The organism is Streptomyces nanshensis (assembly GCF_001751255.1).
Lineage (GTDB): Bacteria > Actinomycetota > Actinomycetes > Streptomycetales > Streptomycetaceae > Streptomyces > Streptomyces nanshensis_A.
Map to the genome: position 1 here is coordinate 1 of NZ_LJGW01000447.1, position 22,931 is coordinate 22,931.

Sequence of the window (22,931 nt, forward strand, 5' to 3'; positions counted from 1 at the left end):
GCTGGTTCGGCGCGGGCGAACCGGTCGCGCTCAGCCCAGCAGCGGCAACAGGCCGCTGAGGTCGGCCCGTTCGCCGCTCGCCGAGACGGCCGCCGCCGTACGGGCCTGCTCCCAGCCGACCCGTCCGGTGGCGAGCCGCAGCCAGGTGAGCGGGTCGGTCTCGACGACGTTGGGCGGGGTGCCGCGGGTGTGCCGCGGCCCCTCCACGCACTGCACGACGGCGAACGGCGGCACCCGCACCTCGACCGAGGCGCCCGGCGCCTTGACGGCGAGGGTGTCGGCGAGCACCCGTACCGTGGCCGCCAGCGCCTGCCGGTCGAGGGTGACGGGCACACCGGTGGCGCGGGCCAAGTCGTCGCTGTGGACGACGAGTTCGACGAGCCGGGTGACGGTGAAGTCGAGCATCCGCATCGGTCCGAGGCCGTGCGGGATGAGCAGGTCGCCGCGTACCGCCGACTCCAGTACGGGTTCGAGCTGGGCGACGGCCTCGTCGATGCGGGCGGCGCCGCCACCGGGACCGGGGAAGCGGCCGGCCTCCTCGCGGGTCTCGCGGTCCAGTTCGGCGGCGCCGCGTGCGGTGCCCCGGGCCCACGTCGGCAGATCGACCGCGGGGGACGTGGCCCGCGCCTCCGGGCCGGCGAGGAAGCGGGGCACGGCGTCGATCTGAAGCCCGATGTGGACGAGGAGCCGGTGCACGTCCCAGCCCGGGAGCCCCGAGGGGCGTGCGCACTGCTCGTCGGTCAGCTCGTGCGCGGCGGCGGCGACGGCCTCGACCTGGCCGATGAGGGCCTGCCGTACGCGGGCGGGGTCGTAGCTGCGCTGGGACGAGGCTCTGGTGCGTTTCACGGGCGGCATGTCCACGAGGTTAGAGGCTGGCGGTACGGCGGCCCGTCCGGTACGGCGGCTCGGGCGGTACGGCGGTCGGCGCCCGGCGTGCGCTCCCGAGGGGCTTCCGAGGCGCTTCCGAGCGCCGCTCAGGCCGTGCTCTCGCGGACGACGAGGCGGTGCGCGGCGTGCAGCGTGGTGTGCGGTGCCTCCGGATCGCCGGCCGTACGCGCCAGCAGCGCGTCCACCGCGAGCCGTGCGAGCTGCCGCTTGTCGGGGGCGACGGTGCTGAGGGAGGGCACGCTGAAGTGCGTCTCCTCGATGTCGTCGAAGCCGATCACCGCGACGTCGCCGGGCACGGTGCGGCCCGCGTCGTAGACCGCCCGTACGGCGCCGGAGGCGAGCAGGTCGGAGAAGCAGAAGACCGCGTCCGGCGGTTCGGGGAGCGCGAGCAGGGCGCGCATCGCGGCCTGTCCGTCGGTCCGTGTGAAGGCGGGCACGAGGGGTGTGAGCCGCGGATCGTGCGCCGTACCGGCCTCCTCCAGCGCCTCCAGATATCCGCGGGCACGCTGCTGCGAGGTCGTGAAGTGCGGGTCGGACTGGAAGCCGATCGCGGCGACGCGGCGGCGCCCGCGCGCGAGCAGGTGGGCCGTGGCGTCGTGCGCGGCGCGCACGTTGTCGATCAGTACGTGGTCGGCGGGCACCTCGTAGTCGCGCTCGCCGAGCAGCACGAGCGGCACCCGGCGGTCCCGGCGCGCGAGCGTGGCCTGGTCGAGGCGCTGCGGCGAGAGGAGCACCCCGTCGACGAGGGGGTCCGACAGGCCGCAGGCGACGCGGAGTTCGGCCGCGGGGTCGCCGCCGGTGTCCTCGATGAGGACGGAGACGTCGTGGGCGCGGGCGGCCTCGATGACGGCGGCGGCCAGCTCCGCGAAGTAGGGCTGGACGAGCTCCGGCACGGCGAGGGCGATGACGCCGCTGCGGCCCGTACGCAGGTGGCGTGCCGAGGCGTTGGGCCGGTAGTCCAGCTCCTCGACGGCGTTCAGGACGCGCTGCCGGGTGTGCTCGGCGACGCGTACATTGCCGCGCACGACGTTGGAGACGGTCTTGATGGAGACGCCCGCGTGCTCCGCGACGTCCTTGAGTCTCGCCCCGGCCATTGCGCTCCCCTCGGCGGGCTGCCGCCGTCTGCCGCCCGTGCTCGGCCCCGCCCCGTACGCGGACGGAAAGGTCCGTCCGATGTGTTGACGCCAGATTACGCCCTGAGTACAACGTTGTAATCGAGGGGCCCGAGCCTCCGGACGACGGTGTCGGGCCGTGCCGTACCTGTGGTTTCCCTGTGGTTCCCAGACCGAGAGCGGACGGACGTGGTGCGTGTGCAGGGCAGGCGGAGATTCCTCGGCGCCGTCGGCTCCCTCGCGGCCACCGGCGCGCTCAGCGGCTGCGGTTCGGTCGTCGGGCAGGCCCTCACCGGGGCCGACGGGCCGTCCTCGCTGCTGAACTTCTGGCACCCCTTCACCGGCGGCGACGGCGAACAGCTCGTACGGATGCAGAGCACGTACCGCAGGCGGCACCCGGCCACCGATCTGAAGTCCACGACGATGGTGTGGGGCGCCCCCTACTACACGAAGCTGACACTGGCGACGCTCGGACACCGCCCGCCGCAGGTGGCGATCGCCCACATCTCGCGGCTGCCCACGCTCGCCGCCTCCGGACTGCTGCGTCCCGTATCCCGTTCCGAGATGGACGAACACGGCCTGAACGCCGGGCACTTCGAGCCGGCCGCGCTCCGGCGGGCGCGGCACGAGGGCGAGGTCTACGCGCTGCCGCTGGACACCCACCCCTTCGTCCTCTACTACCGCACCGACGTGGCGGAGAAGGCCGGACTCCTCGACGGCGAGGGGCGGTTGACGGACGTCGACGGGCCGGAGAAGTTCCTCGACGCGCTGCGCGCCGCGAAGGAGGCCACCGGCGTGTGGGGCGGCTCGGTCGCCACCGTGAAGGACCCGGCGATGTGCTGGCGGCTGTGGTGGACGCTCTACCGGCAGCTCGGCGCCGACCTCGTACGCGACGGCGGCCGGACGGTGGTCATGGACGTGGGCGCCGCCGAGGAGGCGCTGGCCTACATCCGGCGCCTGACCGCGGAACGGCTCGTCCCGCCGAACGCGGACGGCAACGGCGGTGCCATCACCCTGCTGACCGCGGGGAAGGCCGGGTTCCTGATGGACGGGGAGTGGCAACTGCTGGCCGTGCAGGGGGCGCTGAAGGGGAAGTTCGACATGCGTACCTTCCCGCGGATCTTCCACGACGCCCCCTACGCGTGCGCCGCCGACTCGCACGCCTTCGTCCTGCCGAAGGCGCCCTCCGCGGAGGCCCAACGGACCGGCAGGGCACTGGACTTCGTACGGGCCATGCTCGACGCGAGCTACGACTGGACGAAGGGCGGGCACATCCCCGCATGGCGGCCCACGGCACGCTCCGCCGCATACCGGCGGCTGGAGCCGCAGGCGCACTACGCCGACGCGGCCGACGGCGCGGCCTACGACCCGGCGGCCTGGTACGCGGGCGCCGACAGCAACCTCTACCGGCGCTTCGGCGACGTCGTCGCCTCGGTGCTCGGCGGCCACACCCGGCCGGGGCCGGGGGCCGCGCGGATGCGCGCCGCCGTGACGGAGCTGGCGAGGACGGAGGCACCGGTATGAGCGCGACGGCGGTGCCAGGTGCCGGGGCCGGGGCCGGGGCGGGCCCACCGGCCGGAGCGGGAGCGGGAGTCGGGGCCGGAGCGGGGGCAGGGTCGCGAACGGGCGCCGGGAGCGCCGGAAGGGGCACGCGTACACCCTCCGCGCGCGGCGGGTCCGCGCACACCGGCCGCTGGACCGCCTCCGGGATGCTGCTCCCCTTCGGCGTCTTCTATGTCGTCTTCCTGCTGGGCCCGCTCGTCTACACGGCGGTCGCCGGGTTCTTCAACGGCAGCCTCGTCAAGGGCGGTCTGGGCGACTGGGTCGGTACGGCCAACTACGCGCAGGCGCTGGGCTCCGACGAGTTCTGGTCCAGCCTCGGCCACACCCTGTGGTTCACGGTGCTCACGACCGTCCCGCTGATCCTGGTCGCCCTGGCGCTCGCGCTGATGACCGACCGCTTCTCGCGCGGCAAGTGGTTCTTCCGGCTGGCGTTCTTCGCGCCGTTCATGCTGCCCTCGTCCGTGATCTCGCTGCTCTTCATGTGGATCTACGCGGACGAGATCGGGCTGGCGCAGGGCGTGGCCAAGGCCCTCGGCGCCGACGCGCCGCCGTCCTGGCTCGGCGACCCGGACTGGGCGATGATCTCCATCGCCGCGGCGACCGTCTGGTGGACCGTCGGCTTCAACTTCGTCATCTACCTCGCCGCGCTCCAGGAGATCCCCCGCGAGGTCCACGAGGCCGCCGCGATCGACGGCGCCGGGCCCTGGCAGCGGCTGCGGCTCGTGGTCGTCCCCATGCTGGGGAGGGCGACGACGCTGGTGGCGGTGCTCCAACTCGTCGCGTCGCTCAAGGTGTTCGACCAGATCTACATGATGACCGGCGGCGGCCCCGACGACGCCACCCGGCCCTCGTTGCTGTACGTCTACCAGACGGGCTTCACCGACGGCCGCGCCGGATACGCCTCGACCGTCGCGCTGCTGCTCTTCGTCATCATCCTGCTGATCTCTCTCGTCTGGTTCGCCCTGATCCGGCACACCGAGAAGGAGGCCTGAGCGATGGCCGCCCTCACCCCGGCGCCGGCCGCCACGGCCCGCAGCACAGCGGACAGCGCGCCGCGCCGCAGCCCCCGCACCGACTCGGAACGGCTCTTCAACAGGGTCACGCTCGGCACCCTCCTCGCGCTCGCGCTGCTGTGGCTGGCGCCGCTGGCGTGGGCGGTGGCCACGTCCGTACGTCCGCCCGGCGAGCTGGCGACGGACCCGACGGCCTGGTTCTCCGCGCACTCGACGCTCGCCAACTACCGCGAGGTGCTGGCCGCGGGGCGCATCCCGTACTGGTACGTCAACAGCTTCGTCACCTCCGCCCTGACGACCCTGCTGACGGTGTGCACGGCCTCGCTGGCGGCGTTCGCGCTCTCGCGGCTGCGGTTCCGGCACCGGCGGCCGGTCTTTCTGCTGATCCTCGCGGGCGTGATGATCCCGCCGCAGCTCCTGATGGTTCCGCACTTCCTGACGTTGCAGGTCGCGGGGATGCTCAACACGTACTGGGCGGTGGTCCTGCCCCAAGTGCCCAACGTCGTCGCCGTCTTCGTCTTCAAGCAGTTCTTCGACGGCATCCCGGTGGAACTCACGGACGCGGCACGCGCCGACGGTGCGAGCTGGCTGCGGATCTACGGGCAGATCGTGATGCCGCTGTCCCGGCCGGCCGTCTCGGCGGTGACGATCTTCGTCTTCGTGTGGTCCTGGAACAACTTCCTGTGGCCGCTGCTGGCCGTCACCGATCCGCAGATGATGACGCTGCCGGTGGGACTGACGTCCGTACAGGACGCCTTCGGGCTGCCGCAGGCACAGCTCATGGCGTCGGCGGTGCTGGGGGCGCTGCCGCTGCTGACCGTCTTCCTCTTCTTCCAGCGCCGGATCGTGGAGGGCATCGTCGGCACCGGGCTCAAGTGAGGGCGGAGCGTGGGCAGTACGGGACGGCGCGAGCGCCCGTCGCCTCCGTACGCACCGCCGCCCGAGCGCACAGGAACCGCACCGCCGCACAGGCACCGACCGCCGAGGAGGCAGCCGCCGCATGACGGACCAGCACGCCGGGACCGCCCGCGTCACCATCGACCCCGACTTCGCCCTGGGCACCGTCGATCCCCGCCTGTACGGGACCTTCGTCGAGCACATGGGCCGCTGCGTCTACACGGGCATCTACGAACCGGAGCACTTGAGCGCCGACGCGCACGGCTTCCGCGGCGATGTCTCCGGGCTCGTACGCGAGTTGGGCACCGGCCTCGTGCGGTATCCGGGCGGCAACTTCGTCTCCGGCTACCACTGGGAGGACGGCGTCGGTCCGGCGGACGAGCGTCCCCGGCGGCTCGACCTCGCCTGGCGCAGCATCGAGACCAACCGGGTCGGCACCGACGAGTTCCTCGGCTGGGCGCGCCGCCAGGGCGTCGAGCCGATGATGGCCGTCAACCTCGGCACCCGCGGCATCGACGCCGCCCGCTCCCTCGTCGAGTACTGCAACGTCCCGGGCGGCACGGCCTGGTCGGACCTCCGGGTGCGGCACGGGGTGCGCGAGCCGCACGGCGTACGGCTGTGGTGTCTGGGCAACGAGATGGACGGGCCCTGGCAGACCGGCCACACCACGGCCGTCGAGTACGGGCGGCTGGCCGCCGAGGCGGGCAAGGCGATGCACCAGGTCGACCCGTCCATCGAGCTTGTGGCGTGCGGCAGTTCGAACGCCGGGATGCCGACGTTCGGCGAGTGGGAACGGCAGGTCCTGCACGAGACGTACGACGAGGCCGACTACCTCTCCCTGCACGCCTACTACGAGGAGACCGGCGGCGACCGCGCGAGCTTCCTCGCCAGCGGCGCCCACATGGACGCCTACATCCGCGACGTCGTCGCCACCGCCGACCATGTACGGGCCGTACGGCGGGCGACGAAGCGGATCAGGCTCTCGTTCGACGAGTGGAACGTCTGGTACCAGTCGCGCTTCCCGGGCGAGCGCGCGCTGCCGCTGGAGGAGCGTCCCCGGCTGATCGAGGACACCTACAGCGTCACGGACGCGGCCGTCGTCGGCTCCCTGCTGATGACGCTGCTGCGCAACGCCGACCGGGTCGCGATCGCCTGCCTCGCCCAACTCGTCAACGTCATCGGCCCGATCCGCAGCGAACCCGGCGGCCCGAGCTGGCGGCAGACCACCTTCCACCCCTTCGCGCTGACGGCACGGCACGCACGCGGCACGGTGCTGCGTACGGAGGTGAGGGGCCCGGTGATCGACACGGACAAGCACGGGCCCGTACCGGCGCTCGACACCGTCAGCACGCTCGACCCGGAGACCGGGGCGCTGACCGTCCTGGCCGTCAACCGCGACCAGGACCGTGCGCTGCAACTGCGGGCGGCGCTACGGGGGTTCGCCGCGTCGTACCGCGTCGTCGAGCATCTGCGCATCGCGGACCCCGACCCGGACGCGGCGAACACCGAGGCCGCGCCGGACCGCGTCACACCGCAGTCGGTACGGGAGACGGCCGTCGCTGCGGACGGCGCGCTGGAGGCGGCACTGCCGCCGGTGTCCTGGAACGTGATCCGGCTGGCGCCGGTGGAGTGACCGCGGGGCGCCCCCGGCGAAGCGGGGCGAGGGGTGTGCGGGGCGGAACGGTTGCGCGGCGGTTCCGCGGCGGGTGCGCGGCTCCCGAACGGATCCGGGAGCCGCCCCCGTTCAGCGCGGCGCGCCGAACAGCCCCGGCAGCGTCGCCTCGTGCGCCTCCCGCAGCTCCCGCAGCGGAACGCTGAACTGCCCCTGGACCTCGATCTCTTCACCGTCCACGACGCCGATGCGCGCCACGGGCAGCCCCCGCGCCCCGCACATGTCGTTGAAGCGGACCTCCTCGCTGCGCGGCACCGCCACCAGCGCGCGGCCCTGCGACTCGGAGAAGAGGAAGACGAACGGCGACAGCCCGTCCGGCACGACCACACGGGCGCCGTTGCCGCCCTTGAGGCACGACTCGGCGAGGGCCTGGATCAGGCCGCCGTCGCTCAGGTCGTGCGCCGCGTCGATCATCCCGTCACGGGAGGCGGAGATGAGGATCTCCGCGAGCAGCCGCTCCCGCTCCAGATCGACGGCCGGCGGCAGCCCGCCCAGATGCCCGTGCGCGACCTGCGACCAGGCGGAGCCGCCCAGTTCCTCCCGCGTCTCGCCCAGCAGATACAGAAGCTGGCCCTGTTCCGCGAAGGCGATCGGCGTACGGCGCGCGACGTCGTCGATGACGCCGAGGACGCCCACGACCGGCGTCGGATGGATCGCCGCGTCGCCGGTCTGGTTGTACAGCGAGACGTTGCCGCCCGTGACCGGAGTGCCCAGGGCACGGCAGGCGTCGGCGAGTCCGCGGCACGCCTCGGCGAACTGCCACATGGCCGACGTGTCCTCCGGCGAACCGAAGTTGAGGCAGTCGGTGACGGCGAGCGGGCGGGCGCCGGTGGCCGCGACGTTGCGGTACGACTCGGCGAGCGCGAGCTGCGCGCCCGTGTACGGGTCGAGCTTGGCGTAGCGGCCGTTGCCGTCGGTGGCGATCGCGACGCCGAGGCCGCTCTCCTCGTCGACGCGGACCATGCCGCCGTCCTCGGGCTGCGCCAGCACCGTGTTGCCCAGGACGTAACGGTCGTACTGGTCGGTGATCCAGGACTTCGCGGCCTGGTTCGGCGAGGCCAGCAGCGCGAGCGTCGCGGCCCGCAGCTCCTCGCCCGTGGCGGGGCGCGGCAGGGCCGCCGCGTCGTCGGCCTGGAGCGCGTCCTGCCAGGAGGGGCGCTCGTAGGGACGGTGGTAGACGGGGCCCTCGTGCGCGACGGTGCGCGGCGGTACGTCGACGATCTGCTCGCCGTGCCAGTAGATCTCCAGCCGGTCGCCCTCCGTCACCTCGCCGATGACGGTAGCGGTCACGTCCCACTTCTCGCAGATCTCCAGGAAGCGGCCGACCTTGTCCGGTTCGACGACGGCGCACATCCGCTCCTGCGACTCGCTCATCAGGATCTCCTCGGGGGAGAGCGAGGAGTCGCGCAGCGGGACGGTGTCCAGCTCGACGCGCATGCCGCCGCTGCCGGCGCTGGCCAGTTCGGACGTGGCGCAGGACAGTCCCGCACCGCCCAGGTCCTGGATGCCGGCGACGAGCCGCTCGTTGAAGATCTCCAGGGTGCACTCGATGAGCAGCTTCTCCTGGAACGGGTCGCCGACCTGGACCGCGGGCCGCTTGGCGGGGCCCTTCTCGGGGTCGGTCTCCTCGAAGGTCTCGGAGGCGAGGACCGAGACGCCGCCGATGCCGTCGCCGCCCGTACGCGCCCCGTAGAGGACGACCTTGTTGCCGGTGCCGGACGCCTGCGCGAGGTGGATGTCCTCGTGCTTCATCACGCCCACACACAACGCGTTGACCAGCGGATTGCCCTGGTAGCAGGCGTCGAAGACGACCTCGCCGCCGATGTTGGGCAGACCGAGGCAGTTGCCGTACCCGCCGACGCCCGCGACGACGCCGGGCAGCACCCGCTTGGTGTCCGGGTGGTCGGCGGCGCCGAAGCGCAGCGGGTCCATCACGGCGACCGGCCGCGCGCCCATCGCGAGGATGTCGCGGACGATGCCGCCGATGCCGGTGGCCGCGCCCTGGTAGGGCTCGACGTAGCTGGGGTGGTTGTGCGACTCGACCTTGAAGGTCACGGCGTAGTCCTGGCCGATGTCGACGACGCCGGCGTTCTCGCCGATGCCGACGAGCAGCGCGTCGCTCTCCGGAGCCTTCTCGCCGAACTGCTTCAGATGCGCCTTGCTGCTCTTGTACGAGCAGTGCTCGGACCACATCACCGAGTACATGGCCAGCTCGGCGCCCGTGGGACGCCGTCCGAGGATCTCGCGGATGCGCTCGTACTCGTCCTGCTTCAGGCCGAGTTCGGCCCAGGGCTGGCCGGCGTCGGGGGTGCCGGCGGCGTGCGTCACAGTGTCGAGGGCCGTACGCGGCGTGGATGTCATGCGGTGACCAGCCTCTTGAGTACCGAGGTGAAGAAGCCCAGCCCGTCGGTCGTCGGCCCGGTGAGGGTCTCGACGGCGTGCTCGGGGTGCGGCATGAGGCCGACCACGTTCCCGGCCTCGTTGCAGATGCCCGCGATGTCGCGGCGGGAGCCGTTGGGGTTGCCGCCGGCGTAGCGGAAGACGACGCGGCCCTCGGCCTCCAGGGCGTCCAGGGTGCGTTCGTCGGCGACGTAGCCGCCCTCGCCGTTCTTCAACGGGACGGTGATCTCCTGCCCTCGGGCGTAGTCGGCCGTCCACGCGGTGTCCGTGCGCTCCACGCGCAGCCGCTGGTCCCGGCAGACGAAGTGCAGATGGTCGTTGCGGGTCAGCGCGCCCGGCAGCAGATGCGACTCGCACAGCACCTGGAAGCCGTTGCAGATCCCGAGCAACGGCAGCCCGGCGCGGGCCTGTTCGAGCAGCGGCTCCATGACGGGAGAGAAGCGGGCGATCGCGCCGCAGCGCAGATAGTCGCCGTAGGAGAAGCCGCCCGGCAGGACGACCGCGTCCACTCCGCGCAGATCCTTCTCACGGTGCCACAGCGCGACCGGTTCGCCGCCCGCGAGCCGTACGGCACGGCGGGCGTCCCCCTCGTCGAGCGAACCGGGAAAGGTGACGACGCCGATGCGTCCGAGACCGCCGCCGGTCACGCAGCGGCTCCCTCTTCGACGCGCACGGTGTAGTTCTCGATCACGGTGTTCGCGAGGAAGGTGCCCGCGAGTTCGTGAATACGGGCCAGCGCCTCGTCGGTGACGGGCTCCGCCACCTCGAGTTCGAAGCGCTTGCCCTGGCGTACGCCCTCGATGCCGTCGAAACCGAGACGGGGCAGTGCACGCTGCACCGCCTGTCCCTGCGGATCGAGGATCTCCGGCTTCAGCATGACGTCGACTACGACGCGAGCCACAGGTACTCCCGGTGATGGTGATGTGCTGAGCGATGGTGCGTGCTGCCAGCGAAGCGACGCGTCGAACAGCCTACCGGGCATGGAAATCTACGCGCGTGGATATTCCGGACGCCGACCATCTCCGCGCACTCTCCATGCGCTCTCGATGCGCATTCCGCACCCGCCGGCAGACCTCGGATCCGCCGGAGCTCTGGGAAAAAGTCCGTGAAAAAAGTATGGTCCCGATTGCGGTCTGACACGCGAGTCGAAATACTCTCGCTTCACATTGCAAAGCCCGCACCTGTACAAAAGAAAAAGCCCCACCCCAATCCTGTGGATCACTCACGCCCGCCGCCGGTCACACCATGTCGGCCCGGAATCGTGTGATCCAATTCGCGATCCTGATGGAAGGTCCGATATCCGTGGCACAACGTGTAGTGGTCACCCTCTCCGACGATCTCGACGGAGGAGAGGCATCGGAGACGGTCTCCTTCGGACTCGACGGCAAGTCCTACGAGGTCGACCTCAACATCGAGAACGCGAAGAAGCTCCGCGAGGACCTGGCGGTCTTCGTCGAAGCCGGCCGCAAGCGCGCCAAGTCGGGCAAGGCCTACCACCGCACCTCGGTCGCGCCCGACCCGCGCGCGGTGCGCGCCTGGGCGGAGTCCAACGGCTTCGAGGTGCCGGCGCGCGGGCGCATCCCCAAGAAGGTCTACGACGCCTTCAACGCCTCACGCTGACCGCGCGCCCGGGCACCGCGCGGGACGCACGGCACACCCGCCGTACGTGCCGCGCGTCCCGTACCGCGGGCGGCGCGGCCCGACTTGCCAGCGCCCCCGGTTGATCCGCTAGAGTCGGCGTCGTCGCCGCGAGGGAAACCTCACGGAGCACGCGGGTGTAGCTCAGTAGTAGAGCGCCCCCTTTCCAAGGGGGAGGCGCAGTGTGCGATTCCTGTCACCCGCTCTCGTCCTCACCGGATCCGGCATCGGAAACGATCAGGTACAGTGAGGGCGCGCCGTTCGGTAACAGCCGGGCGGAAGCACGCGGACGTAGCTCAGTTGGTAGAGCGCAACCTTGCCAAGGTTGAGGTCGCGAGTTCGAGCCTCGTCGTCCGCTCCAGAGTTCGACAGTTCAAGAATGCGGTGAGCCCCGGTCCTCGGATCGGGGCTCGTTCGTTTTTCCCGTCACCTCGGTGTCCCGACCCGTCCCGCGTGACGCCGTCGTGTGCAAGCCTCCTTGCCTGCGTATGAGGTTCGTCATACGCACTCGTGACAGCACTCACCAGGCAGCCACCTGGACTGACGGAAGACTTGAGGACATGGATGCGATCGAGGTCGACGGACTCAAACGGCGTTACGGAAAAGGCTTCGAAGCCGTGCGCGGAGTCTCGTTCTCCGTACGGGAGGGCGAGATCTTCGCGCTGCTGGGCACGAACGGTGCGGGCAAGACCTCCACGGTCGAGCTCCTGGAGGGCCTCGCCAAGCCCAGCGGCGGCCGGGTCAAGGTGCTCGGTTTCGACCCGTACGCGGAGCGGACCGCGGTACGGCCCCGTACCGGTGTGATGCTCCAGGAGGGCGGCTTCCCCTCCGAGTTGACGGTCACCGAGACCATACGGATGTGGGCGGGCTGCACCAGCGACGCCCGGCCCATCGGCGAAGTCCTGGCACAGGTCGGGCTCTCGGACCGGCGCGCACACGTACGGGTGAAGCAGCTCTCCGGCGGTGAACGGCGGCGCCTGGACCTGGCGATGGCCCTGGTCGGGCACCCGGAGGTGCTCTTCCTGGACGAGCCGACCACCGGCATGGACCCGGAAGGGCGCCGGGACACCTGGGAGTTGGTGCGGGAGCTGCGCAGGTCGGGGACGACCGTGCTGCTGACGACGCACTATCTGGAGGAGGCCGAGGAACTGGCCGACCGGCTGGCCATCATGCGCGCGGGGCGCATCGTCACCGCGGGCACTCCCGAACAGGTCGTCGCCGAGCGGCCGTCCAGCATCCGCTTCACGCTGCCGGACGGGCTCACGCCGCAGCATCTGCCGCCCATGCTTTCGCCGGCCACGGTCCGCGAGGGCCGGGTGGAGATCCGTACGCCGCAGCTCCAGGAGGCGCTGACGGACCTGCTGCTCTGGGCGCGGCAGAACGGCGTCGCGCTGCCGGGCCTGCACGCCCGTACCGCGACCCTCGAAGAGGTCTTCCTGGAGATCGCGCAGCTCCCCGACGAGGGCGAGGGCGGCCAGGACGGCGGCGGTCAGGACGGTGCACCGGCCCAGAGCGGGACGGCGCCGGGTGAGAGGGAGGTGCAGCGCGCATGAGCGCCACGGACGCGACCACGGTGAAGGCGCCCGGCAGGGTGGACATCTCGGCGATGGGGCGGCGGCTGCGCGCGCTCGGCCGTGCCGAACTCACGCTGCTGCTGCGGAACAAGGCGATGCTCTTCGTCGCGCTCGCCACCCCGGTGCTGCTGACGGTGCTGATGCGGCAGACCACCAGCGGCATGAACCTCGAGGGCACCGGGCTGACCATGGGCACGGTGCTCATCCCCGGCTCGATCGGCTACGTCCTGGTCTTCGCGGTCTACGCGAACCTGACCGGCATCTACGTCACACGGCGCGAGGAGCTGGTGCTCAAGCGGCTGCGCACCGGTGAGTCCAGCGACGGGGAGATCCTGCTGGGCAGCGCGCTGCCGTCGCTGTTCCTCGCGCTGGGGCAGTGCGTGCTGCTGCTCGCGGGCGGCGCCGCGGTGCTCGACCTCGCGCCGCCGAAGCGGCCCGAACTCGTCGTCGCCGGCGTGCTGCTGGGGCTGGTGCTGATGGTTCTGCTGGCCGGGGTGTCCGCCGCGTTCACGCGGACCACGGAGGCGTCGCAGATCACCACCTTCCCCTTCATGGCCATCTCCTTCGTGGGGTCCGGCGTGGTGATCCCGCTGGACGTCATGCCCGACGCGATGGCCAATGTGTGTTCACTGCTCCCGGTATCGCCCACGATGGAGCTCGTACGCAACGGCTGGGTGGGCACGCTGAGCGGCTTCGACACCGTGAAGGCCCTGGTTGTCCTGGTGGTGTGGATCGTGCTGGGCACGCTCGCCGTGAAGCGCTGGTTCCCCTGGGAGCCGCGGCGATAGACGGGATGAGGAGCGCGGTCACGTGATCGGCTGGTGGGTGGCGCCGGAGTACCGCCGCTGGCAGGCGCGCAGCAGCCACGAGAAGGTCGAGGCGTCGACGCGGTGGATGCTCGCCGCGTACGCCTGGCTGACGGTCCTCGGATTCGTCGTACAGCTCGTGCCGAACACGGACCGGGGTGCTCTGGCCGACACGCTGGCCTGGGCGGTCTTCGGGACGGGCCTGGTGCAGTGCCTGGTGTGCACGGGCGTACTGCACCAGGCCCTCGACACCTATCTGGGGACGCGTACGGTCGCGCCGCGCCAACTCGCCCTCCCCGCCGCGCTGGTGGGCGCCATGACGGCGCTGACGCTGACGCTGGCCGCGCTGGACGCCGTCGAGGGCGGCGGGCTCGCGGTGGGGCTGGCACTGCACGGGACGACGGCGCCGTTCGCCGTCGTCTTCGGCGTGACGGTGGGACGCGGAAGGGTCGCGGTCGCGCTGTGCGGCTTCCTGGCGGTGCTGCTCGCGGGACTGGCCGCCACGGGGATGCCCTGGTCGGGCGTGCTGGCGGCGCTGGTCATCGCCTGCCTGGGCACGGTGCTCTCCGTCTTCACGGCCCGCTCCTCGGCCTGGTACATCGCCGTCATCCGGGAGTTGGAGGAGGCCCGCGGCGTACAGGCGCGGCTGGCCGTCACCGAGGAACGGCTGCGCTTCAGCCGCGATCTGCACGACGTGATGGGACGGAACCTCTCAGCGATCGCGCTCAAGAGCGAGCTGGCGGCGCAGCTCGCGCGGCGCGGCGGGGCCGAGGACGCGTCCGTCGAGCAGATGACGGAGGTGCAGCGCATCGCGCGGGAGTCGCAGTCGGAGGTACGGGCCGTCGTACGGGGTTACCGCGACGTCGATCTGGCCACCGAACTCCAGGGCGCACGCGGCATCCTGCGCGCCGCGGGCGTCGACTGCCGCGCGGACAACGGCGGTTCACGGCTGCCGGTGCCGGTGCAGGCCGCGCTGGGCTGGGTCGTACGGGAGGGCGCGACGAACGTGCTGCGGCACGCGGACGCGACGTGGTGCACAGTATGGGTCGGCGCGGACTCCGCAGGAGGCACCGCGCTGCTGGTCATGGAGAACGACGGGGTGCGCGCGGCGTCCGGCGCCGGCGGCCGCAAGGGCTCCGGTCTGGAGGGGCTGCGCGAGCGCCTCGACGGGGTCGGCGGCACGCTGCGGGTGGAACGGGACGAGGAGCGCGGTACGTTCCGGCTGACGGCGGAGGTCCCGCTGGGCGCCGAGGACGCGCGCCGGGCCGGACGGCAGCGCGGCGCGGACGGCGCGAAGAGCGGAGACGGCGTGAACGGCCCCGACGTCGCGCAGCGCGCGGACGGCGAAGACACCCCGGGCGGCCGGGACTTGGAGGACGGCACGGGACGCTCCGGCGCCCGGGAGCCCGGTACGTACGGGAAGGACACGGCGGAGTGAGCGACGAGCACGAGGGTGCGGTGGAGCGGGGAGAGCCGCGGGACGGAACGATCCGCGTGCTGCTCGCCGACGACGAGCATCTGATCCGCGGAGCGCTGGCGGCGCTGCTCGCGCTCGAGGAGGACCTGACGATCGTCGCCGAGGCGGCGTCCGGTCCGGAGGCCGTGGCGATGGCCCGCGCCCAGGATCCCGATGTGGCCGTGCTGGACCTGCAGATGCCCGGCGCCGACGGTGTGCAGGTCGCCACGCAGCTCCGCGACGAGGTGCCCGGGTGCCGCACCATGATCGTCACCAGCCACGCACGGCCCGGCCATCTCAAGCGCGCGCTCGCGGCGGGCGTACGGGGCTTCGTGCCGAAGACCGCGTCCGCGCAGCAGCTCGCGGAGATCATCCGGGGCGTGCACGACGGAAACCGTTACGTGGACCCGGAGTTGGCGGCCGACGCCATCAGTACGGGCGACTCGCCGCTGACCGCCCGCGAGGCGGAACTGCTCGGGCTCGCGGCCAACGGCGCCCCGGTCGCGGAGATCGCGGAGCGCGTCTCGCTCACGCCCGGCACCGTACGCAACTACCTCTCGGCGGCGACCGCGAAGCTCGGTGCGGAGAACCGGCACGCGGCGGCGCGCATGGCACGCGAGCGGGGCTGGCTCTGAGGCGGGCCGTGGCGAGGCGGACGGTGACGAGGCGGGCGGCGAGGCCAACTGTGGTGAGGCGAGCGGCACGAGACGGACACGGCGGACAAGAAGGGCGCGTCCGGGCGCCTGTGAAGCGGGCACGAGACGGACGCACCGCGGGGCCGCGACGGGCACCGGACGGCACGCAGCGGTCAACAGGCCCCGTACTCGGACGAATTCGGATTATTCAGCGGCGGAAGCTCAAGGCGGGGCAAGCCTCGAAGAGACGGGATAACCTTCCCTATCTCTTCCTTGCCCCCGTGCCAAATCTCAAGAATTGAGGTTTACTTGAGATTGCCCGGCGGCAAACCGTAATCAGGAGCCGCCCACTCGGTAAAAGGTCCATGCCTTCATCAGCCGTGGCATAAAGCTGCCGTATCGCGTTGCAACAAACTGTCACGGATTCCTCTTCTACCGCGCACCCCGTGCTGGCATCTTCATCCCTGCGGAAGGGCACCTGGGCATTCACGGGGAGGTAAACGTGCGCTGGACCCGCTTCGCTGAAGTTTACGGTGACGACCGAAAGCTCAATCGACGGGGGCTCCGCGCCCGGTGACCATCCCGGGCTTCCTGGCTTCGACCACTTTCGCGAGGAACAGCCAGTCATGTCTCACAAGCTCGGAGGAATCCCATGCTGGAAGAGAAGCTGAATCTGCAGATTCAGGATGAGCTGCACGAGGAGCACGCCGGCGAGATCGCCGACAAGGCCGCTCCGGTCCTCGCCACCCCGGCGCTCGCGGGTGCGTTCGTCGGCGGCGCCGCCGTCGTGACCGGTGCGTACGCCGCCGGCAAGGCCGTCGGCTGACCCACCGGCAGCGTCTGCGGCCGGCCGACTCGGCCCGGCCGTCCACCACTTGCTCTTCCGGAGGCAGACGACTTCCGGGGGCTCCAGAACAGAACAGGAGTGCGCACATGATCGATGTGACCTCGCACATCAACGAGTCGGCGGAGCTGTCCTCCGTCGAGGTCACCGACGCCGAGGGTGTCGTCTTCACCGACTACACGCCGGTTCTCGCCACCCCCGGCGCCTTCCTCGGTGGCGTCGCCATCGCTTCGGCGACGGTCGCCGCCTTCGAGCAGGGCCAGGGCTGAACCCGGCCTGACCCGCTAGTCACACGGCCACGCGGTACCCCCTTCTGCGCGGCCGGGTGAACAGGGGCTCCGCCCGGTCGGCCGGTCCTGACACCGGCCGACCGGGTAACACCATCACCGATGAAGGTTTCTTTCAAGTCGGCCCAGACCAACGGCCCCATAATTCCCCACTCTTTCCATCTTCTTCGCACCTCGCTCAGCGCCGCAGGTCGGGCCTGACTCAGCACCACGCCTCTTGCCTTCACCCCGTTTTCAGACAGCCACCCCCTACTCCGGGACATCGGCACCGAGGAGACCGACGTGAAATCGCTTGCCAAAAAGCTGACCTCGACCTTTCTCGGGCCGGTACCGATATCCCGTGGCCGGGCGCTTGCTATTTCCGAGCGACTGACCGCGGTGACATCGCTCACTTCGAGTCTCGAATACATCACCCACCAGCGGCAGATACGCCGCGGCGGTCTCAACGACTGGACCATCGCGCGCGGAATGCACGCCTCTTCGACGCGGCCCACCCGGCGCATTCTCGACGCGGTCGGCAATCCCACGACGACGAAGGCGCTGCACATCGCGCGCATCGCCGCGGGCGCTGCACTGCTGGCGCCCGGAAACGCCCGCTGGCGCGGCGCCGCCAACGTCTTCCTCGGGCTGAGCAACGCGGCCCTCTACCCCCGGCACCGCTACGGAACGGACGGCTCCGACCAGGTCTCGTCCTTCGTGCAGACGGCCGCGGGACTGGCCCGGCTCTCCCGTCAACCGGCCGTCCAGGACGCCCTGTTGTGGTACGTCGCGCTCCAGGCCAATCTCTCGTATCTGATCTCCGGCTGGGTGAAACTGCTCGGTGAGCCGTGGCGTACCGGTTCCGCGCTCAACGGCATCATGCGCACCCGTACATACGGGCACGAGGGCATGTGGAATCTCACCAACCGCTATCCGGTGCCCTCCCGTTACCTCGCACACGGCGTGCTCGCGCTGGAGTGCCTTTTCCCGGTGGCGTATCTGAAGGGCGGTGCGCTGGCCCGTCCGGTGATGGCGAGCGCCGCGGCATTCCACGTGGCCAACGGCTACTTCATGGGACTCGGCCGCTTCATCACCGCCTTCGAGGCGATGCACCCGATGGTCGCCTACACCAGCGCCCCCAAGAACCACCCCGCGGTCGCAGGCCGGGACGACCGGATGCTGAAGGCCACCGCGTCCGTCGCCGCCATCGGTGTGACCATTGCAGGCGCCATGGCGGCCACCCGCCGCGCGCGTGCCACCGACCCGTGGCCGCACGGACGGGTCCTCACCACCCGGCACGGCAACGAACTCCACTACAACGAGCGGGTGTCGGAGGACCGGAAGAAGCCCGTCCTGGTCTTCGGCACCGGCATGATCTCCACGACGGAGCACTTCGGCTGGGTGACCGACAAGCTCGTCGAGGAGAGCGACTGCGGGATCATCAGCTACAGCCGCGCCGGCTACGGGCCGAGCAAGCGGCGCAGCACCGTCCCGTACACGCTGCAGGAGTCCGTGGACGACCTGGTCGACCTGGTGCGCGGCGCGGTCGCCGAAGACCGGGACGTCTACCTCGTCGGCCACTCCCTCGGCGGCGAGATCGGACGGCGCGCGGCCGTCGAACTCGGCGACCGCGTACGGGGCGTGATCTACCTCGACAGCTCCCACCCGGACGAGCTGACCCGCTCCAAGCAGCAGCAGGAGGCGGCGGACCGGCTCAAGGACGGTCTGAACATGTTCACCCGCAGCCTCCGGGCCGGGCTGGGCGCCACCCTCGTCCGTCCGAAGTGGGTGCACGACCTGCCGGCGGAGGTGCGCAACCGCGCCTTCGCGCAGTACGCGGACAGCAAGCTGTGGCGGGCCGGGCTGCGTGAATGGGACGCCACGGAGGCCGACTTCAAGAAGTGGGGCGGCGACCTTCCGCCGGTCGACGCGCACGCGCTGGTGCTCTCGGCGCAGCGCACGGTCGACCGCGACCCCGAACAGCTCCTGATGCACAACGAACTGGGCGCCGCGCACCGGGGCGAGGGACGCGTCGTACGCAACTCGGTGATCGAGGGCGCCGACCACGACACGATGCTCACCGACGCCCGCCTCGGCGGCGACGTGGGCCGCCGCATCCTCTCCTTCCTCGACGAGGTCGAGGCGCAGGAGGGCGGCAGCGGCGGCGCGGGCGGCGCCGGAGGGTCCAAGGGGAACCAGTCCAAGGAGGCACGATGACCAGCACACCGACTTCGGGCTCGCTGACCGGGACCCTTCTGCGGACGGCGCGCGGTGCACGCTCGGGTCTCTCGCAGGCCTTCACCGGGCCGGGCGGACTGACCCGCGCCGCGGGGGCCGCGCTGCTGCTCGGCACGCTCTCCGCGCAGCACCCGAACCCGCTGTTCAACAAGGCGCAGAAGATCGACATCTTCTCGGCGATGTTCCCCAACTGGCGCTTCTTCGCGCCCACTCCGGCGCAGCACGACTACCACATCCTGTACCGGACGCTGAACCACGACGGTGAGACGTCCTCCTGGCGGATGGTCGAGGTCATCGTCGGCCGCAGGCTCCCGCAGATCTTCTGGTTCCCGGGACGCCGCCCCGAGAAGGCGATCTTCGACATCGTCACCGAACTCATCACCCAGCTCGACAAGGGCTTCAGCGGGATGATGAAGCTGCCCTCGTACCGGATGCTCTGCGCGTTCCTGCGCCACCGCATCCGCGAGGACGGCGAGCGGGAGGGCGGCACGGCCGCCGACGGCTCCGAGGGCGTGAAGGGATTCCAGTTCACGCTCGTACGGGCCACCGGTTACGAGGAGTCGGACCCGGAGGTCGTCTTCGTCTCCCCGTACACCCCGATGACCGGTCCCGACGAGACCGCGGGGCGCGGCGACTCCGTATCGGGGCCGTCCTACGAATCGCACATAAGGGACGACTCCCGCGGGGAGGTTCCCGCACAGCCCGCCTGATCCGCGGACGCGGAGAGGACGGGAAGCACAGAACGCACGGCACAGCACGAACAGCACGAACAGCACAGCACGCACAGACGTCCGCTCCCGCGGCCGCGGGAGCGGGTGAACCACCAACTGATCCCGAAAGGGGTTGATCACATGTCAGGCGGTTCGGTCATGATCTCCGTCATCGCGATCATCATCGTCGCGGCCATCGCGCTCAACGTCTCGAAGAACAGCAAGAAGAAGTGACCGCGCCGGCCCCCGCCGGCTGAGCGCTGCACGGCAGCCGCCGGCGGGAAGGCCGCACCCAATGAGACCGAGAGGGGGCCTGATGAGCTCTGTGGACGACATAGGCTACGGGCGGCAGTTCGGAGACTTCTACGACAGGATTTTTCCGAGCGGCGCCTACACCGAGCCGACCGTGCGCAAGCTCGCCTCCCTGCATCCCAGCCCCGGTGAACGCGCCCTCGAACTGGGCGTGGGCACCGGGCGGGTGGCGATACCCCTGGCCCAACGGGCCTTTCCCGTCACGGGAGTCGACTCCTCGCCCGAGATGCTCGAACAGCTCAGCGCGAAGGCGAAGGAGGCCGACGCGGACGTCGAGGCCGTACACGGAGACATCCGCAAGTACACCGACGACGCCCAGTACCAGCTCGTCTACTGCATCTGCGCCACGTTCTCCATGATCCTCGACGCCGACGACCAGCGGGCCACGATGCAGGCCGCCGCGGACCGGCTGGCGCCGGGCGGCCTCCTCGTCGTCGAGACCTCCAACCCGGGCGGGCTGCGCGTCCTGCACGAGGGACAGCAGCGCACCTCGTACTTCATCCCCTACCCGGAGCCCAACACCGGGCTGCTGACGTACTCCACGGTCTTCGAGGACCGGAGCCTGTGGCACGCGTCGCACATCTGGTTCGAGGACGGCAAGTCCTCCGTCGGCTCCGAACTGGCCCGGCTCACCACGCCGGAGGAGGTGGACGAGTACGCGGCAGCCGCCGGACTGAAGCCGGTCGACCGCTGGGCGGACTGGAAGGACACTCCCTACGCGGAGGACTCCCCCATGTTCGTCAGCACCTACACGACGAGGTGACACGGGCATGAGCAGCACCCTGGAGGCGAAGGACACGACCGCCGGCTCGCAGAGCGAGGAGGCGGAGGTCCCGCTGGAGACGCTGGAGCAGCACCTCGGCCCGGCGCACGCGCGCAGGCGGCGCGGCTCCGGGCCTCCAGCGGCCGTGTGGTATCTGGCGCGGCGCCACCGGGGGCTGCTCGCCGCGGGCATCGTGATCGGCCTGGTCGGTGTGACGGCGCAGCTCGCGCAGCCGTACGCGATCGGCGAGCTGATCAAGCAGGCGGGCGCGCACAAGCCGCTCACCGTCGCGGTGCTCGTCCTCGTCGGACTGTTCTGCGTCGACGGGGGCTTCTCCGCGCTGCAGTCGTACCTCATCGGACGCGCGGGCGAGAACGTCGTCTACGACGTGCGGATGCTGCTGACCAAGCGGCTGCTGCACGTGGACCTCGCCGCGTACGGCAAGCAGCAGCAGGGCGACGTGCTCACACGGACGGTTGCCGACACCTCGCTCGCGAAGATCGCGCTCTCACAGAGCCTGGCGCAGCTCGTCATCAACGGCTTCACGGTGGCGGGCGGCGTCGTCGTGATGTTCCTGATCGACGTGTGGATGATGCTCATCACGCTGGCCTGCCTGGGCATCGCCAGCGGCGTCTCGCTCTGGCTGGCGCGCGGGGTGCGCCGGGCCGCGGTCGTCAACCGCGAGGACACCAGCGCCTACGGGTCGGACGTGCAGCGCGCGCTGTCGGCCCTGCCCACGGTCAAGGCCTCGCGCGCGGAGGTACGCGAGACGCAGCGCATCAGCCTGCTGGCCTGGCGGGCACGGAACTCCGGGGTACGGGTCAACGGCCTCAACGCGCTGTTCATGCCGGCGATGAACGTCGGTACGCAGGCGGCCCTCGCGGTCGTCGTCGGCGTCGGCATGACGCGGGTGACCCGCGGGACGATGTCGATGGCGGACCTCACCGCCTTCGTGATGTACCTCTTCTACATGGTCTCTCCGCTGGTGCTCTTCTTCCTGGCCATCGGCCAGTTCCAGCAGGGGCGTGCGGCGATCCGCCGGGTCGACGAACTCACCACGCTCCCGCAGGAGGGCGGTGTGCTCGACCGGATGCGGAACCGGCCCAAGGCGCCCTCGAAGTCGTCGCTCTCCGTCGACCAGGACGCGGTGGAGTTCCGCTCGGTGTGCTTCACGTACGGAGGCGCGGAGACGGCGGGGGGCTCGGGCGGTCGAGGGGGCCCGGACGGCGGGGGCGGCGCGGGCGCCGCAGGCGCGGACGAGCCCTCGGCGACCCTGTCGGACATCACCTTCACCGTGCCCTCCCGTGGCATGACCGCCGTCGTCGGCCCGTCCGGCGCCGGCAAGACCACGCTCTTCCAACTCATCGAGCGCTTCCACGCGTTGGACTCCGGCAGCATCCTGATCGGCGGCAAGGACATCGAGACGATGCCGCTCGCCACGCTGCGGGGCCTCGTCGGCTACGTACAGCAGGACACCGCGGCCATGCGCGGCACCGTGCGCGAGAACGTCGTGTACGCGAAGCCGGACGCGGGCGAGCAGGACATCCGCGAGGTCATCGACCTGGCGGGTCTCACCAAGGTCGTCGCGGAGCTGCCCGAGGGACTGGACACCGAACTGGGCGACCAGGGCAGCGGACTCTCCGGCGGACAGCGTCAACGGCTGTGCATCGCACGGGCGTTGCTCCAGAAGCCGGCCGTGCTGCTGCTGGACGAGGCGACCTCCCATCTGGACTCCGACTCCGAGCGGGAGTTCCGCGAGACGCTGCGCAAGGTCTCGGCCCGCTGCGCCGTGATCGCCATCGCGCACCGCATCTCCACCGTCGTCGACTCCGACAGCATCGTGGTGATGAACGAGGGCCGGGTGCAGGCCATCGGCAAGCACGACGAGCTGATGCAGCACGACCCGCTCTACTACCGGCTCGCCAACTCCCAGCTCCAGGCGGCCACTTCGGCCGCGGCACCGTCCGCCGCCGCCGCGGCCGCGGCTCCCGGGGTCTCGTCCGTGGCCTCGTGGCCGACGGACGGTACGACGGGCACGGCGGGTACGGCGGGTACGGCGGGTACGGCGGCCAGCGCTGAGGCGCTCGCGGCGGACGTCGCACCGACCGCGGAGACGGCGGGTGCCGCCGCTGCGGCGCCGGAGG

At 71.0% G+C, this 22,931-nt stretch carries 20 protein-coding genes and 2 tRNA genes; 17 read left to right on the plus strand and 5 right to left on the minus strand.

The window, feature by feature from the left end; translation table 11 throughout:
- Positions 1-30: 30 nt before the first annotated feature.
- The gene (locus AN218_RS28040) at positions 31-855 is read right to left on the minus strand and encodes a maleylpyruvate isomerase family mycothiol-dependent enzyme (protein WP_070019926.1); all 825 of its coding nucleotides are present in this window, start codon (positions 853-855) and stop codon (positions 31-33) included.
- Between the two features lie 119 nt (positions 856-974).
- Positions 975-1,982, minus strand: coding sequence for a LacI family DNA-binding transcriptional regulator (locus AN218_RS28045; protein ID WP_070019914.1), 1,008 nt, complete (start codon positions 1,980-1,982; stop codon positions 975-977).
- A gap of 207 nt (positions 1,983-2,189) precedes the next feature.
- On the opposite strand from AN218_RS28045, the gene AN218_RS28050 reads away from it, so the two are divergent.
- The 4 genes from AN218_RS28050 (at position 2,190) to arfA (ending at position 7,106) form a co-directional block, all read left to right on the plus strand.
- Positions 2,190-3,524 carry an ABC transporter substrate-binding protein gene (locus AN218_RS28050; RefSeq protein WP_079132678.1) on the plus strand — a complete coding sequence of 445 codons (1,335 nt, stop codon included), beginning with the start codon at positions 2,190-2,192 and terminating at the stop codon, positions 3,522-3,524.
- 185 nt (positions 3,525-3,709) lie between these two features.
- Complete coding sequence (locus AN218_RS28055; RefSeq protein ID WP_079132679.1) at positions 3,710-4,555, plus strand: carbohydrate ABC transporter permease; 846 nt, start codon at positions 3,710-3,712, stop codon at positions 4,553-4,555.
- Between the two features lie 3 nt (positions 4,556-4,558).
- The gene (locus AN218_RS28060) at positions 4,559-5,455 is read left to right on the plus strand and encodes a carbohydrate ABC transporter permease (protein WP_070019915.1); all 897 of its coding nucleotides are present in this window, start codon (positions 4,559-4,561) and stop codon (positions 5,453-5,455) included.
- A 121-nt stretch (positions 5,456-5,576) separates the two neighbouring features.
- Positions 5,577-7,106, plus strand: a complete 1,530-nt coding sequence (gene arfA / locus AN218_RS28065) for an arabinosylfuranosidase ArfA (protein ID WP_070019916.1) — start codon at positions 5,577-5,579, stop codon at positions 7,104-7,106.
- Between the two features lie 111 nt (positions 7,107-7,217).
- On the opposite strand, the gene purL is transcribed toward arfA, so the two are convergent.
- From purL to purS, 3 genes are read right to left on the minus strand one after another with little or no spacing between them, the layout of a single operon-like run.
- Complete coding sequence (gene purL / locus AN218_RS28070; RefSeq protein ID WP_070019917.1) at positions 7,218-9,506, minus strand: phosphoribosylformylglycinamidine synthase subunit PurL; 2,289 nt, start codon at positions 9,504-9,506, stop codon at positions 7,218-7,220.
- A complete protein-coding gene (gene purQ, locus AN218_RS28075; protein WP_070019918.1) occupies positions 9,503-10,192 on the minus strand; it encodes a phosphoribosylformylglycinamidine synthase subunit PurQ in 690 nt (229 codons plus the stop codon). The genes purL and purQ overlap by 4 nt, the downstream gene beginning before the upstream one ends.
- Complete coding sequence (purS, locus tag AN218_RS28080; protein WP_070019919.1) at positions 10,189-10,446, minus strand: phosphoribosylformylglycinamidine synthase subunit PurS; 258 nt, start codon at positions 10,444-10,446, stop codon at positions 10,189-10,191. Before purS ends, purQ begins: the two co-directional genes overlap by 4 nt.
- A gap of 401 nt (positions 10,447-10,847) precedes the next feature.
- Here purS and AN218_RS28085 point away from each other — a divergent pair, with 401 nt between their 5' ends.
- From AN218_RS28085 to AN218_RS28140, 13 genes are all read left to right on the plus strand, one after another.
- Positions 10,848-11,165, plus strand: coding sequence for a histone-like nucleoid-structuring protein Lsr2 (locus AN218_RS28085; protein WP_171908820.1), 318 nt, complete (start codon positions 10,848-10,850; stop codon positions 11,163-11,165).
- A 151-nt stretch (positions 11,166-11,316) separates the two neighbouring features.
- Positions 11,317-11,388: transfer RNA gene (locus AN218_RS28090), tRNA-Gly, on the plus strand.
- Between the two features lie 80 nt (positions 11,389-11,468).
- Positions 11,469-11,544 (plus strand) — tRNA-Gly (locus tag AN218_RS28095).
- A 199-nt stretch (positions 11,545-11,743) separates the two neighbouring features.
- A complete protein-coding gene (locus AN218_RS28100) occupies positions 11,744-12,736 on the plus strand; it encodes an ABC transporter ATP-binding protein (protein WP_079132680.1) in 993 nt (330 codons plus the stop codon).
- Positions 12,733-13,545 (plus strand): ABC transporter permease, encoded by an 813-nt coding sequence (locus tag AN218_RS28105; protein ID WP_079132681.1) that lies wholly within the window; start codon positions 12,733-12,735, stop codon positions 13,543-13,545. Before AN218_RS28100 ends, AN218_RS28105 begins: the two co-directional genes overlap by 4 nt.
- A gap of 22 nt (positions 13,546-13,567) precedes the next feature.
- On the plus strand, positions 13,568-15,001 hold the full coding sequence (locus tag AN218_RS28110; RefSeq protein ID WP_070019921.1) for a sensor histidine kinase: 1,434 nt from the start codon (positions 13,568-13,570) through the stop codon (positions 14,999-15,001).
- 50 nt (positions 15,002-15,051) lie between these two features.
- Positions 15,052-15,654: a response regulator transcription factor gene (locus tag AN218_RS28115; RefSeq protein ID WP_476755977.1), complete on the plus strand. Its 603-nt coding sequence runs from the start codon at positions 15,052-15,054 to the stop codon at positions 15,652-15,654.
- Positions 15,655-16,306: 652 nt separating this feature from the next.
- Positions 16,307-16,480, plus strand: a complete 174-nt coding sequence (locus AN218_RS37125) for a hypothetical protein (protein WP_171908821.1) — start codon at positions 16,307-16,309, stop codon at positions 16,478-16,480.
- 107 nt (positions 16,481-16,587) lie between these two features.
- Complete coding sequence (locus AN218_RS28120) at positions 16,588-16,767, plus strand: hypothetical protein (RefSeq protein WP_070019922.1); 180 nt, start codon at positions 16,588-16,590, stop codon at positions 16,765-16,767.
- A gap of 396 nt (positions 16,768-17,163) precedes the next feature.
- Positions 17,164-18,981 (plus strand): alpha/beta fold hydrolase, encoded by a 1,818-nt coding sequence (locus AN218_RS28125; RefSeq protein ID WP_244900767.1) that lies wholly within the window; start codon positions 17,164-17,166, stop codon positions 18,979-18,981.
- Positions 18,978-19,712: a hypothetical protein gene (locus AN218_RS28130; protein ID WP_070019923.1), complete on the plus strand. Its 735-nt coding sequence runs from the start codon at positions 18,978-18,980 to the stop codon at positions 19,710-19,712. Before AN218_RS28125 ends, AN218_RS28130 begins: the two co-directional genes overlap by 4 nt.
- A 316-nt stretch (positions 19,713-20,028) precedes the next feature.
- Positions 20,029-20,787: a class I SAM-dependent methyltransferase gene (locus AN218_RS28135; protein WP_244900769.1), complete on the plus strand. Its 759-nt coding sequence runs from the start codon at positions 20,029-20,031 to the stop codon at positions 20,785-20,787.
- A gap of 7 nt (positions 20,788-20,794) precedes the next feature.
- Positions 20,795-22,931: ABC transporter ATP-binding protein (locus tag AN218_RS28140; protein WP_070019925.1), on the plus strand; the 2,137-nt coding region annotated here is incomplete at its 3' end.

What these genes read in the sequence shown, in the direction of transcription:
- AN218_RS28040 (WP_070019926.1), bottom strand. Translation starts at nt 855, where the DNA reads ATGCCGCCCGTGAAACGCACCAGAGCCTCGTCCCAGCGCAGCTACGAC.
- AN218_RS28045 (WP_070019914.1), bottom strand. Translation starts at nt 1,982, where the DNA reads ATGGCCGGGGCGAGACTCAAGGACGTCGCGGAGCACGCGGGCGTCTCC.
- AN218_RS28055 (WP_079132679.1), top strand. Translation starts at nt 3,710, where the DNA reads ATGCTGCTCCCCTTCGGCGTCTTCTATGTCGTCTTCCTGCTGGGCCCG.
- AN218_RS28060 (WP_070019915.1), top strand. Translation starts at nt 4,559, where the DNA reads ATGGCCGCCCTCACCCCGGCGCCGGCCGCCACGGCCCGCAGCACAGCG.
- arfA (WP_070019916.1), top strand. Translation starts at nt 5,577, where the DNA reads ATGACGGACCAGCACGCCGGGACCGCCCGCGTCACCATCGACCCCGAC.
- purL (WP_070019917.1), bottom strand. Translation starts at nt 9,506, where the DNA reads ATGACATCCACGCCGCGTACGGCCCTCGACACTGTGACGCACGCCGCC.
- AN218_RS28100 (WP_079132680.1), top strand. Translation starts at nt 11,744, where the DNA reads ATGGATGCGATCGAGGTCGACGGACTCAAACGGCGTTACGGAAAAGGC.
- AN218_RS28105 (WP_079132681.1), top strand. Translation starts at nt 12,733, where the DNA reads ATGAGCGCCACGGACGCGACCACGGTGAAGGCGCCCGGCAGGGTGGAC.
- AN218_RS37125 (WP_171908821.1), top strand. Translation starts at nt 16,307, where the DNA reads ATGCTGGAAGAGAAGCTGAATCTGCAGATTCAGGATGAGCTGCACGAG.
- AN218_RS28120 (WP_070019922.1), top strand. Translation starts at nt 16,588, where the DNA reads ATGATCGATGTGACCTCGCACATCAACGAGTCGGCGGAGCTGTCCTCC.
- AN218_RS28130 (WP_070019923.1), top strand. Translation starts at nt 18,978, where the DNA reads ATGACCAGCACACCGACTTCGGGCTCGCTGACCGGGACCCTTCTGCGG.
- AN218_RS28135 (WP_244900769.1), top strand. Translation starts at nt 20,029, where the DNA reads ATGAGCTCTGTGGACGACATAGGCTACGGGCGGCAGTTCGGAGACTTC.